Annotated in this window: 10 protein-coding genes; 4 read left to right on the forward strand and 6 right to left on the reverse strand. The window is 52.6% G+C overall.

Annotated features, from left to right (window positions below):
• Positions 1-13: 13 nt before the first annotated feature.
• From ACMXD4_RS22595 to ACMXD4_RS22610, 4 genes are all read right to left on the reverse strand, one after another.
• Positions 14-664, reverse strand: coding sequence for a nucleotide exchange factor GrpE (locus ACMXD4_RS22595; protein ID WP_415879448.1), 651 nt, complete (start codon positions 662-664; stop codon positions 14-16).
• Positions 661-996 (reverse strand): J domain-containing protein, encoded by a 336-nt coding sequence (locus tag ACMXD4_RS22600; protein ID WP_415879449.1) that lies wholly within the window; start codon positions 994-996, stop codon positions 661-663. Before ACMXD4_RS22600 ends, ACMXD4_RS22595 begins: the two co-directional genes overlap by 4 nt.
• Before the next feature lie 6 nt (positions 997-1,002).
• Positions 1,003-3,492, reverse strand: coding sequence for a hypothetical protein (locus ACMXD4_RS22605; RefSeq protein ID WP_415879450.1), 2,490 nt, complete (start codon positions 3,490-3,492; stop codon positions 1,003-1,005).
• Positions 3,493-3,905: 413 nt separating this feature from the next.
• Complete coding sequence (locus ACMXD4_RS22610; RefSeq protein ID WP_415879451.1) at positions 3,906-5,465, reverse strand: hypothetical protein; 1,560 nt, start codon at positions 5,463-5,465, stop codon at positions 3,906-3,908.
• A 328-nt stretch (positions 5,466-5,793) separates the two neighbouring features.
• On the opposite strand from ACMXD4_RS22610, the gene ACMXD4_RS22615 reads away from it, so the two are divergent.
• The 4 genes from ACMXD4_RS22615 to ACMXD4_RS22630 all read left to right on the forward strand — a co-directional run bounded on the left by ACMXD4_RS22615 (position 5,794) and on the right by ACMXD4_RS22630 (position 11,427).
• Entirely contained in the window at positions 5,794-6,642 is an 849-nt protein-coding gene (locus ACMXD4_RS22615) for an aldo/keto reductase family protein (RefSeq protein ID WP_171696998.1), read from the forward strand.
• A 305-nt stretch (positions 6,643-6,947) separates the two neighbouring features.
• Positions 6,948-8,978 (forward strand): TonB-dependent receptor plug domain-containing protein, encoded by a 2,031-nt coding sequence (locus ACMXD4_RS22620; RefSeq protein ID WP_171696999.1) that lies wholly within the window; start codon positions 6,948-6,950, stop codon positions 8,976-8,978.
• 17 nt (positions 8,979-8,995) lie between these two features.
• Positions 8,996-9,505, forward strand: coding sequence for a YfiR family protein (locus tag ACMXD4_RS22625; protein WP_171697000.1), 510 nt, complete (start codon positions 8,996-8,998; stop codon positions 9,503-9,505).
• Positions 9,502-11,427, forward strand: coding sequence for an ATP-binding protein (locus ACMXD4_RS22630; RefSeq protein WP_415879452.1), 1,926 nt, complete (start codon positions 9,502-9,504; stop codon positions 11,425-11,427). The genes ACMXD4_RS22625 and ACMXD4_RS22630 overlap by 4 nt, the downstream gene beginning before the upstream one ends.
• A 14-nt stretch (positions 11,428-11,441) precedes the next feature.
• Here the strand turns inward: ACMXD4_RS22630 and ACMXD4_RS22635 are convergent, their stop codons facing one another.
• Together ACMXD4_RS22635 and ACMXD4_RS22640 are read right to left on the reverse strand one after the other, a co-directional pair.
• Positions 11,442-11,918, reverse strand: a complete 477-nt coding sequence (locus tag ACMXD4_RS22635) for a CreA family protein (RefSeq protein WP_033156979.1) — start codon at positions 11,916-11,918, stop codon at positions 11,442-11,444.
• A gap of 40 nt (positions 11,919-11,958) precedes the next feature.
• On the reverse strand, positions 11,959-12,435 hold the full coding sequence (locus tag ACMXD4_RS22640; RefSeq protein ID WP_171697002.1) for an MEKHLA domain-containing protein: 477 nt from the start codon (positions 12,433-12,435) through the stop codon (positions 11,959-11,961).
• Positions 12,436-12,442 lie beyond the last annotated feature (7 nt).

The raw sequence follows: 12,442 nt of genomic DNA on the forward strand, positions 1-12,442 counted from the left end.
GTTCCCTGAATGCTTAAAGTTTGTTGACCTTGACTTCCGCCAAGCGCAGCACTTGATCGTCGATTAAAAAGCCCTTGCGCAGTTCTTCCAGCACGACAGCGTTTGCCTGCGCGGGATCGTTGCCGATGGCGAGGGTCGTCATGGTCCGCGCGTCGAAGGGCTGACCGACGCAATCGATGGCAAACACCCGCCGGCGTTGCAGCATCTGTTCCAAGCGCTTCAATGTAATTTCCTGGCCTTCGCCGACGCTGGCGATGAAGCGCACGTCCTGTGGTTTGGAATGCCGGAACAAGCCATCGACCGGCCGATACTGCCGCACGGCCCGATAGCCGGCATCGAGCCGGTCGTACATATCCAGCCATTCCAGCAGCAGGGCTCGCTCGTCCTCCCGGCGTTGTTGCTGCAGGCGTTCGTTGGCTTTCGCCAGTTCCTCCGCTAGGGCTTGATTGTCAGCTTTCAGCGTGGAAACCGCCTCGCTCAAACTATCCAGCGTGGCTTTAAATTGCCGCGACTCGGCTTTGACTTCGGTTTTCAAACCGGCTAGATCGCTGAATAAGGCGGTCAAATCCGGTTGGTCGATTGCGGTCAGATGAGCGAAATCGGTTTCCTGTAGATAGTGCTGCAAGGCTGTCAGCAACTCGCCTTGCGGGGTTTCTGTGGTCATGATGGCATTTTAGTCAATTGAGCGAGCGATTTTTCGATGGTCAGCGTGCTCGCCAGCTTTAGGAAATCGTCCGCGGGCATAGTCTCGCCAGTAGCCGATTGGCCGAAGGCTTGCGCCAGCAACGTGTCGAATTCGACACGCGGCACGGCAAACAATGCGTGGCGTAGCCGACTGTCTTGGTCCTTGATCGCTTCGAAAGCCTCCTGGATTTCGCGAAAGCGCGCGGGATCGCGGTCGGGCGGATTGTCCTTGACCCGCTGCAAATAGGCTTGTTTGATGTCGGCGTCGGTGGCCTGTTCGGGCACGCCCAGAATACGGTACGGTGAAATCATCGATACTCAATTGAAAGGCAGTGAATATTGTGGGGAGTTATTCTCAAATCGCGCGAGGATGTCGTCGAAACCGACGCCGATCTCGACCTTAAGTTCCTCCGCGCCGGCGAGTATAGCCACCGACCAGAGGAAATCCTGGTTCATAAACAAGATCGCCAGACGTTGCTGGCCGAGCTGGTCGCCGTATTGACGCATAATTTGGGCGGCGAAATAATCGGGACCGCGTTTGCGCATGATCTCCTCGATTTTCTTTTCGATGCGCTTGAACATGGCATCCGGAATGGGGCCGAACAAGTCTTCTATCGGATCGTCGCTGATTAACGGCTGATCGAAGTCTTCAGCTTCATCTTCGAGCGGCTCGGGAGTGCCGCTGACCCGTTCGAGCAAGCGCGCGATCAACCCGGCGGTCCTGTTGTCGTTATCCGCCCGCGCGTCTGCCAACCCAATTTTCAAGCGGTATAAGCTCATTAAATCCAAGTGGCTGGCATCGCCCTGGCATTCGGCCAGCGTCCGGTAATACATCCAGGCCGGCGTGTGTCGGCGGGCCTGAGCCATTTTGGCGCAGTGCTTCAATAGCTCGAAATGGCCGACCTTCTCTAAAGCCTGGCACCAGGCTAGCAGCAGCGCTTCGTGGTCCAGTAGCCATTCCACCGACTTTTTCAGCGGCGCTTTGACTTTGTCCAGGGCTTTCAGCACCAAGCTGTTATCGTCCAATTGCTCGTCGTAATAATCCAGCAAGCCAATCAACCGCTGCAATTGCGGGGCGGACAGCAGATAGTCCTTAAACGCCGGCAGCGCGCGGCTAAGCCCCTGTGTCGGCAGTTCCAGCAATCCGGCTTCGATCTGCGCCTGCACATGCATATTGACCGGATCGTCATACAGGCTTGCCAGGGTATCGGTGATGCGTTGCAAGCCTTGGGCTTTGTCCTCGGCCTGCCACAGATAAAATCCGCGCAACAACTCGGCTTGGCGGCGCAGGCTTTTATCGATGGTTAATTGTTCGGCCGCTTGAATTTCCTTTTCCACCAAATGAAATTTTTCGGCTTTCACCAAGCGGCGGGCATGGGCCATATGATTGGCAAACAATAGCTGTTTAGCCAAGGTATTAACGGGGTCTATCTGCAACAAGGCTTTGGCATAGGCCGCCGCCTTTTTAAAGGCTTTTCGGGTGGCGGCCGATTTGGCTGCCCGCACCAACAAATCGGTATCGGCGGGAAAACGTTGCAGGCCACGTTCCAACCAGTGTTCGTACTGAGCCGCATTCGGCCGCTGTTCCTGGTAAACCGTTAACAGTTTTAGATAGCTTTGCCGGTCGTCGGGGTCGTACTCCAGGCTGTCGGCCAACATTGCGGCCGCTTCGCCGGAATAAGCCTTGTCGGCCATGCGCCTGAGGATCAACGCAATTTTTCGGTCATTGGCCGGCCGGTCTTGTTTCAGAATATCGGTGCAGCGTTGCCAAAAAAAACCGGCGTCGTAGGCGTTTTCAGCTTGCTCGTGCAACAAGGCTTGCAAGCGGTTTTCCTCGAACGGGTCCTTGCTGGCGAAGTGTTTGAAATAGTCTTTCTCGCCGCCCGGATACTCGGCCAAGGCCCCCAGGCAATAGGCTTGCGCGGCGTCGTTGCCGAATACGTCGCGATATTGTAGGACCAGATTGAAGCGGGTCTTGGTGTCGGGCTGGCCGTTAAGTTTGACCAGCGCTTCCAATAACTGGCTTTGACGGGCATTGAGACTTTTGGCCTGAGCAACGATGCGGCGCTGATTGTGTTCCAGACTCGACAGGCTGGCGACGAAATCCGCGCCGGATTGCCGACACGCCAAGCAGGCCTTAGCCAGCGGTTGATAAGGCGATTCGTCGGGGATTTTAGCTAACAGGGCCGGGGCTTGTTCGATGTCCGCGCCCTCCAGCAGTTGGGCTTTCAGCAAAGTGCGCAAATCGCGAAACGCCGAACGAAACGGCAATGGTTTCAAGGCCTGCTCGCAACGTTCCCGCTCGCCGTTGCGATACGCCGCCAGCGCTTCGCTGACCCATTCCCAATGTTTACGCAGCGCGGAATCCTGGGGCAAATGCGGCAACAACTCCGTGCTCCCGGAGACCAGCAGCGTCCCCAGATAAGCCGAAAGCACCGGAAACTCTTCGTCCAACTGCCGAGCATTCAACCCATCCAATATGGCGTAAGCTTTGCGCTCGTTTTTGCCGGCCAACAGCCACAACAGGTAAGCGTCTTGCGCTTGCAGCGGCGGTTGCGCGTTAGCCGCGTAATTCTCCCAAAGCACGCAGGCTTCCTTGAACATGGCCTTGGCCGCCATTCCCCTGGCCCGTTGCAGATAGCAATCGGCCAAGCAGCGTTTGGTTTCGGCGTCGGCCGATTGCTTTAACAGTTCCTTGAATAAATCGCCCGCTTCCTTATAGCGCCCGGCAGCATAGTGCGCCTGCGCTTTTTCAGGTAACGACAATTCCGAGAGCCCGGCGGAAATTTTCTGGATGATTTTTTTCATGGCTGTACAGGCAATAGCCCATGCTTCAAAATGGCATTATAAAACAGCGGGGGCATGAGGTGACCGGTTATGCTTTTGTTTCCAGTCTTCTGTATGAGCTATAATTATCGACTTTTCAGAGGATACCTGGCGCGGATTTGCGCCTTTTAGTAGAGGCGGAAAGTCGACTATTGGCCTAGCCGACATCAGTCATAATCGAAAATCGGCATTGCCTCCAGCTTTGCCGAGTTCCACAAATTGATATAGTCTGGTGCGAGTTTGCATTACCGCTGCTGGGCTCAATGACAAATAAACCCAGCTGAGAAGCGGATAAATTTTTCTAATGCAAATAGCTGTGACGATGGAAATAAACTCGGTTATTTCAAAGAGTTCACTGGGTTTCTCGTTGCTATATCCAGCCTATGGCTCTTAACTCAGGCCACCCCAGCAGATCGGCGCTTTAATGCTACAAAAACGCCGAGACCACTCAACAGCATTAGCCAAGATTGTGGCAATGGTACTGCGGCAATATTTAACCGTACGACATCTAAATCACCATCAAAATCGGCGAGATAGGCAATATTCCATCTGAGATTCGATGATAAATCATCAAAAGTGACGTCGTCAAAGGCCCCACTAATAGCCACCGCTGTCAATATGTCAAAGCTGTGACCAGCCTGCAATACATAGCCATTTTCCAAACCGAATAGACTTAATCTCAGCCTACCACCCAGGCTTGCACGACCGCTAACATTCAAAACATCATATTCAGAGCCTGCCTGCAACCCTCCTATCTCTACGGCATAGGTACCATCGATAGATTGGCTAAAATCACCTTGAACCGTCGTGATTCCAGGGGAGTTTCCCGGTCCTAGCACACCTCCATTGTTTACTAGGTTACCAATGAAAGTATCCACTGCGAGCCTTCCACCAGTAAAGTTGAAATTGGCATTTCCTTCATTCGCCGCATTAATAGTAGAAACATCCAGTAAGCCGCCTTGTAAGTTGTAGGTCCCAGAGCTACCGACGTTTAGACCGAGTATAAGTTGGTTGCTCACAATGTGAGTCCCACCAAGTTGTGTAAAAACACCATCCCCAAAAATACCGATATATTCATTGGAGGCTGAAACTAATCCATCATTCAAAGTATAACTACCGCTTGTATGAAACCCCACTACAAGACGTTCATTCACAGTATTTAAACCACCGTTTTGGATAAATGTGCCGCTAACGCCGGTGTTACCAATATATTCATTATTAGCCAATAATTGACCTGGACCATTTAGCAAATAGCTACCTGAACCACCACCACTTTGCGCAATCCCTAATACTCCTACTGTATTCACACCACCGTTTTGTTCAAACCTTCCTGTCCCAGCGTCGCCTATATTTTCAAAATCAGCCTTAAGAAGGCCGGAATTTTGAATATAGATGCCATTGTTACCATAGTAAGATCCTAAATTAAGGAAATGCTCAACGTCATGTACACCACCATTTTGGGTAAACTCACCAAAACCTACTATACCAATATTTTCCTGAGAAACTATCAGATTTCCATCGTTAAGCGTGTAATAACCAGGAGTGGAATTGCTAGTATAAAGGCCTACATCAAGTTGATTTGTAACTCTATTTGTTCCACCATGCTGAGTGAATATACCACTTTCTAAATAACCGATAATTTCCTGTTCCGCCAGCAACTCAGCATTACCACTTAAGGCATATCGCCCGGTATTTATTAAGTTATGAGCTATAGAATTATACCCGCCGGTATGGGAGATAGCCCCCGGATGACTTACATATACCGAATTACTTGAAATATTAGCCCCGGAGGAAATCAATATATTATCGTCCGCATTCGGTATATTATTGGGAGCCCAACATTCAGCGTTGTCCCAACTACCACTTTCACACTGCCAGCTCAAGTCTCTAGCTTGAACGGATGAACCAAGGGAAGCTAATAGAATTAAGCTAAAATTGATATGTTTGATCAACATAATTTCTTCATGTCCTTTATTAAATTTTGTATCTGATAATCCTTGGTAACAGAGGATAAAACTATCCTCAGGGAGCCTTCAGATGGTAAAGAAAAATTACAGTAATATGTAACCAAAAGCCGATCTGACACCAAACCGGCAATCTAAACTAGTAAAGGTAGGCAATCGAATAGCCTTCAATCTCGTGCATTTATAAGCCATATAAATCTACCATAATAAGTTATGCCTTTGAACAAACACAGATGATACCTGAACGTATTTTTAGAAACCTCAGTAATTGACGCCTAGGCCGCGATCGCCGAAGATCAAGGCTTTTTCGGGAGCTGTGATGAGTGACAACGACTTTATTCTCTCCGCCGCCGGGGTGCGCATGCCGGGGATTATTTACGGCACGGCCTGGAAGCAGGAGCGTACCGCCGCGCTGGTGGAACAGGCGCTAACGCTGGGGTTTCGCGGCATCGACACGGCTTGCCAGCCCAAGCATTACCACGAGGCCGGGGTTGGCGAAGGTGTACTGGCGGCTTGCCGGACGTTGGGCTTGGCGCGGTCCGAGCTATATTTGCAAACCAAGTTCACGCCGCTGAACGGCCACGATCCGTTACGCATCCCTTACGACCCCAAAGCCAGTCTGCCCGAGCAAGTCGCGCAATCCTTCCAGGTTTCGTTAAACAATCTGCAAACCGATCATCTGGATGGTCTGGTGCTGCATTCGCCGCTGGCGGACCGCAAGCAATTGCTGGAGGTTTGGCAAGCATTGGAAGCGATTCAGCAAAGCGGCGGTGCCAAGCAACTGGGCATCAGCAATTGCTATGATCCTAAATTATTCGAATTTTTGTACGATAACGCCACGGTTAAACCCGCTGTGTTGCAGAACCGGTTTTATGCCGATACCGGCTACGACAAACAGCTGCGGGCGTTTTGCCGGCAGCGGCAGATCGTCTATCAAAGCTTTTGGACGCTGACGGCCAACCCCAAAGTCCTGGCTGACACGGCTGTAAAAACGCTGGCGGAAAAATACCAGCGTGGCCCGGCGCAAATATTCTTCCGCTATTTAACGCAGATAGGCATCGTGCCTTTAACCGGCACCACATCCGCCGAGCATATCCGCGAGGATTTGGCTATTTTCGAGTTTGAATTGACTAGCGCGGAATGCGCGGCGGTGGAAGCCTTGCTTTAAGCGTGGTTCGACGTCGCTAAGAATCAATAGCCAATTCCCAAAAAAAAGCCTCTCCCCCGGCAGAGGCTTATAGAACGGCGGTAAGCCACTGATTTATAACCCTCATCCTAACCTTCTCCCGAAGGGAGAAGGAACAAAACCCCTCTTTTACGATACCCCCGAGGAGAGAAGCTTTTCTTAAAGCCCACAAGCTGCCAAGTTTGTAATGGATCTCTATTGACCTGACCCATCATCAACTGATTTGCCCAGTTAACGGTTAAGGCTTTTATAATAACGGGAACCTTGCCTCTTCAAGCCCAAATGTCATGCTGATTAACCGTTATCTGCGTCAATTTGCCTACCTATGCAGCGGGCTTTGCCTGGTGCATGCCAACGTGCTTGCTCAAGGAAACCCGGCCGACATCGAAGCGACCAACGAATTGCTGCCGCTAAGTTGGGAGGAACTCACCGAACTGGAAGTATCCAGCCTGGCGCGGCAAGAACAAACGGTTAAAGACAGCCCGGCCGCCGCGTTCGTGATTACCTCGGAAGACATCCGCCGCTCCGGCGCCACCAGCCTCCCGGAAGTGCTGCGCATGGTGCCAGGCATGAATGTAGCGAAAATCAATGCTTGGAATTGGGCGGTCAGCGCGCGCGGCTTTAACGATTTATACGCCAACAAACTGCAAGTGATGATAGACGGCCGCAGCATCTACGATCCGTTGATCAGCGGCGTGTATTGGGGCCAGCAAAACCCGTCGCTGCCGGATATAGAGCGCATCGAAGTATTGCGCGGCCCAAGCGGCAGTTTGTGGGGCGCCAATGCCGTGAACGGCACTATCAACATCATCACCCGTTCGGCCCGCGATACCCAGGGTGGCTTGCTCAATGCCGGCGGCGGCACCGAGGAACGCGGTTTCGGCGGGATTCGTTACGGCCAGAAATTGTCGGAATCCACTTTCCTGCGCGGTACGATCAGCACGATGGTGCGCGACGCCAGTATCGATCTGGCCGGCCAGCAAGACACTCACGACACCGGCGATACCGAAACCGCTAATTTCCGCCTGGACAGCCAGCTCAGCGCCCAGGATAAATTGATGCTGGAAGCCAATGTCTCCCGTTACCGGCTGGGCGGTTACTATATCGGCAAAACCTCGACGAACGCGCCGCTGTGGCAAAACGATGATTTCGGCAGGGACGGCGTGACGGGCAGTTTGCAGGGCAATTGGTCTCATCGCACCGACAGCGGCCACGACTGGCGACTGAATATGGCGTTTACCCAAACCGAATGGCAACTGGCGGTGAATCGGATGAGCCGCTCGCATTACGATTTGGACTTTCAACACACCCTGCCGGCCATCATCGACAACCACAAACTGATGTGGGGGGTGAACTATCAAAATATCTCCGATAGTTTCGATAACACGCTGACCCTGGGTTTTGAACCCGAGCAATTAACGCAGCACAATGTCGGGGTATTTTTACAGGATCAAATCGGCTTGACCGACGACCTGACCCTAACACTGGGCAACCGGGTGGAGCATTTCACCTTTACCGGCTGGGAAACCGAGCCCAACGCCCGGCTACTGTGGACACCCAATAAACAGCACAGCCTGTGGGCCGCGGTGTCGCGCGCCGTAGTCTTGCCGAATAGGGCGCAACACAGCATTCGTTTATTCAAACAAATCCCGGATACCAACCGATTTTTCGAAGCCAAAGCCAACCCGGACATGCTCACGGAAAACTTGCTGGCCTACGAATTGGGCTGGCGTTGGCAAGTTTCCACTAGTCTGGATATCGACAGCGCCTTGTTTTACAACATCTATGACCGGATGCAAGGCACTAAATTTACCAGTGTGACCTATAACAACCCAACGTACGGCAACATCAAGCAGGCCACTGTGGCCAATTACCGGCAAGTGGACAGTTACGGCCTGGAGTTGGCGCTCAATTACCGGGTAAACCACGATTGGCGGCTACAAGCCTCTTACAGCGCCAACCAATTCTCGGTCAATTACGATAAAAACCAGCCCTGGTTTCGCGATCCGCTCACCGAAGAACATTTCAATCCGCAACACAATCTCTCACTGCGCTCTTTGTACAACCTGACCAGCGAAATCGAACTGGATGCCTGGGCCCGCTATGTCGATGAAGTGTATATCGATAGACGCAGCATTCCGGCCTATATCTCCTTGGACTTGCGGCTGGGTTGGCATCCGCACAAAAATCTGGAGTTATCGATAAGCGGGCAAAATCTGCTGGATGATCAACATCCTGAATTCAGCGACGTGCTGTACATACCGGTCGCCAGCCAGATTCAACGCGGCTATCTGGCGCAAATCTCCTGGCATTTTTAAGACAGGTTATTGCGCCGATGCGTCTGCACACCCTTTTGCTACTCAGTGTCTGCGTTTGGTTCGCCGGTTTCGCGCGTGCACAGGAAAATAGCCAAAGCCGGGAGTTTCAATTAAAGACTGCCTATCTGTTTCATTTCGCCGAGCTGGCGCAGTGGCCCAGCGCTGCGCCGGTGACGATTTGTTTGCAAGGCCGCAGCCTGTTACGCGCCTACTTGCCGGTTTTGGAAGGCCAGCAAATCAACGGTAACGCGGTTCATGTCAATTTGGCCGACGCCCCCGACATCACCCAATGCAGCATCTTGTTTCTAAGCGACTTGGCCGGCTTAACACCGGTATTAGCCGAGCAAGCCCGCCAGCATCATGTGTTGTTGGTCGGCGACGTGGAAAACTTTGCTAACCACGGGGGTATGGTGCAATTTACGTTGCGCGACAACAGGTTAAAACTGGTGGTAAATTTAGCCGCGGTGAAATCAGCCGATTTAAAGCTGAGTTCGAAATTACTGCGGATGGCCGAAATAATAGAATGACAGCGTCAACAAATCCTCGCATTTCCATCAGCCGCAAGCTGGGTAAAATCCTGCGAGTGATGGTGATGTTAAGCCTGATGGTGGCGACGGTGTCGCTGTCGATTCGGGAATATTCGGCTTTGCAGCAGAACATCGGCCAAAAACTAACCTTGACCGCGAATATGATCGGTCAAAACAGCAGCTTTGCCTTGTTGTTCGACGACAATCAAACCGCCCAGGAAATATTGGATGCGCTGGCCCACGATCCGGACATCATCGCCGGGCAAATCCAAACTCCCAGCGGGGTCACGCTGGTCCGTTACGCAAAACCGGCAAGCAATTGGCACGGCTGGTGGCCGGCCTGGCTGTCGAAAACCCGGCAGATCACGCAGCCGATTTTGCATAAAAATAAACAGATCGTCGGCCACATTACCCTGGTTGCCGACCTGAAACGCGCCTACCACTCCTTGCTGTTCAATACCCTGATTAACACCGGCATTATTTTGATCGCCTTGAGCGTGGTGGCCTTGTATGTGCAGCGCTTGCAACGTTCGTTTTTAGGCCCGCTGTTGAAATTGGCCAATACCGCGCGGCAAATCGAAAAAGACCACGATTACAGCCGGCGCTCGGATTATGCCGGTAACGACGAAATCAGCGATTTGGCCGAAGCCTTTAACAATATGCTGGCGCAAATCCAGGCGCACGAGACCGACTTGGAAAGCCAGGTGCGAAGCCGCACGCAGGAGCTTGAGCTCGCCAAACGGGAGGCGGAATCCGCCAATCAGGCCAAGGGCCAGTTCCTGGCCAATATGAGCCACGAAATTCGCACGCCGATGAACGCGATTGTCGGCTTGGTGGAGCTGTGCCTGAATAGCGAACTGAGCTTTAAACAACGCGAATATCTGAAACGGGTGGAGTCGTCCGCGCAGTCCTTGATGACACTGATCGGCGACATTCTGGATTTCTCCAAAATGGAAGCCGGCAAAATGCAGATGGAGACCATACCCTTTCTGCTGGAAGAGATGCTGGAGCATGTGTTTTCCACCATGCTGCAACTCAGCGCGAACAAGGGGATTCAACTGATCAGGCCGCCGGTCGGCGAGTATCATGCGGTAATCGGCGATCCGCAACGGCTGCGGCAGGTGTTAATCAATCTGATCGGCAATGCCATCAAGTTTACCGAGCACGGCGAGATAACCGTCAGTTTCAGCGAAATCAGCCGCGATGCGCACTCGGTGCGTCTGCAATTTGCCATCAGCGACACCGGCATCGGCATCACCGCCGAACAGCAAACCAAATTGTTCCAGGCTTTTAGCCAGGGCGACAGCAGCGTGACCCGCAACTACGGCGGTACCGGCCTGGGCTTGATTATCTCCAAGCAGCTGATCGAACAAATGGGAGGGACGATAGAGGTCAGCAGCGAACCCGGTATCGGTTCCACCTTTACCTTTAATGTGCTGCTGGGCGCCACCGATTTGAATACCATCCGTAATTTCCAAATCCGCCGTCACCGTACCAGCATAGACATCGGTAAATTGGCGCGGCTGCAGGGGCGGCGGGTGTTGCTGGTGGAAGATAATGAAATCAATCGCATCGTCGCCATCGAGCTGTTGGAACAAGCGCAATTAGCGGTGGATATTGCCGAAAACGGCGAACTGGCCTTGGAAAAGTTGCGGCATCACGACTACGACTGTGTGCTGATGGATGTACAAATGCCGGTGATGGACGGCTATCAAGCCACCCGGCTGTTACGGCAAATCCCGGCTTGCCGCGACCTACCCGTCATTGCGATGACCGCCAACGTGATGCACGGCGATCATCAGCACTGTCTGGCCGCCGGCATGAACGACTTCATCGGCAAACCGATTCTGCCGGCCACGCTTTACGAAACCTTATTGAAATGGATTAAACCGGTTGCCGACCAGCCTTTGGACCTGGGATAGCATTAATCAACGCCCTATTTACCCCAAGGCATCACCGGGACCGTCGATACACTGTTGGCCGGCGCACCCTCGATCACTTTGCGGCTGATCGCCAGATAAACCAGGGTGTTGTGTTTGGCATCCCATAAACGGGTAATGTTGGTGGACTTGAAAAACAGCGAGGTGCTTTCCGAAAATACGGTTTCTTCCGTGCTCAGTTTAGCCGGCAATGTGATCGGCCCGGTTTGCCGGCAAGCCAGCGAAAATTCCGACGGATCTTCCGACAGACCCAAGCCGCCGGAAATCCCCCCCGATCTGGCCTGGCTGATATGGCAAATCACGTTAGGGATTTTCGGATCTTCAAACGCATCGACACAGACCTTGTGATTGGCACCGATTAGTTTCCAGGCCGTAGTCACGCAACCCACTTCATCGGCCTGCGCCGCGCCGGCCAGCATGAGCAACAAGCCGCAGCATAAGCGGCCGCTATGTTTTAAGGATATTTTCAGCATAAATTTCTCGCAGACAGTGAGTGGATCGAAAGAGTTAGACTCAGGGTAACAAGCGCCAGTCGCTAAAACAAGCCGCCTGGCCGAGATACCGTTGCGCGCTATCGTAGACATTCCACACCACCGCGCGCTCGATCAAAAAACGCTGGCCGGATTTGGCGATCCGCACCCCGCTGTAGTTGTCGATATAACCCTGGTTGGTCACTTGATTCAGCAAGCGTTCGCGTTCCTCTCGATTCACCGGTTCCGCCGAAAAGCGCGACGGCATGCCGATAAATTCCGGCCAACTTAGCTCGAATAAATCCTGCGCGGTGAGGTTGGCATAATTGAAAACCGGATCGGCGGTGGTGTCGTGAGATAGCAAGGCAAAATCGGCTTCATAGACTTGCCGGCCCAGCGCCATGTTTGCGGACTGTTCCAACAGCGGCTTGCCCAGCAATTGCTGATAGCTTTGGAGCAGCAATTGGATATGGGTTTCGTAAAAATCGTTTTCTTGGCTGGGTACTGGCAAATCGAGCATGGCTATC

The organism is Methylomonas sp. TEB, from assembly GCF_047777895.1.
In the GTDB taxonomy this organism is placed as follows: Bacteria; Pseudomonadota; Gammaproteobacteria; order Methylococcales; family Methylomonadaceae; genus Methylomonas.

Excerpts from the sequence above, each read along its gene's own strand:
- ACMXD4_RS22595 (WP_415879448.1), bottom strand. The coding sequence starts at position 664 with ATGACCACAGAAACCCCGCAAGGCGAGTTGCTGACAGCCTTGCAGCAC.
- ACMXD4_RS22600 (WP_415879449.1), bottom strand. The coding sequence starts at position 996 with ATGATTTCACCGTACCGTATTCTGGGCGTGCCCGAACAGGCCACCGAC.
- ACMXD4_RS22605 (WP_415879450.1), bottom strand. The coding sequence starts at position 3,492 with ATGAAAAAAATCATCCAGAAAATTTCCGCCGGGCTCTCGGAATTGTCG.
- ACMXD4_RS22610 (WP_415879451.1), bottom strand. The coding sequence starts at position 5,465 with ATGTTGATCAAACATATCAATTTTAGCTTAATTCTATTAGCTTCCCTT.
- ACMXD4_RS22615 (WP_171696998.1), top strand. The coding sequence starts at position 5,794 with ATGAGTGACAACGACTTTATTCTCTCCGCCGCCGGGGTGCGCATGCCG.
- ACMXD4_RS22620 (WP_171696999.1), top strand. The coding sequence starts at position 6,948 with ATGCTGATTAACCGTTATCTGCGTCAATTTGCCTACCTATGCAGCGGG.
- ACMXD4_RS22625 (WP_171697000.1), top strand. The coding sequence starts at position 8,996 with ATGCGTCTGCACACCCTTTTGCTACTCAGTGTCTGCGTTTGGTTCGCC.
- ACMXD4_RS22630 (WP_415879452.1), top strand. The coding sequence starts at position 9,502 with ATGACAGCGTCAACAAATCCTCGCATTTCCATCAGCCGCAAGCTGGGT.
- ACMXD4_RS22635 (WP_033156979.1), bottom strand. The coding sequence starts at position 11,918 with ATGCTGAAAATATCCTTAAAACATAGCGGCCGCTTATGCTGCGGCTTG.
- ACMXD4_RS22640 (WP_171697002.1), bottom strand. The coding sequence starts at position 12,435 with ATGCTCGATTTGCCAGTACCCAGCCAAGAAAACGATTTTTACGAAACC.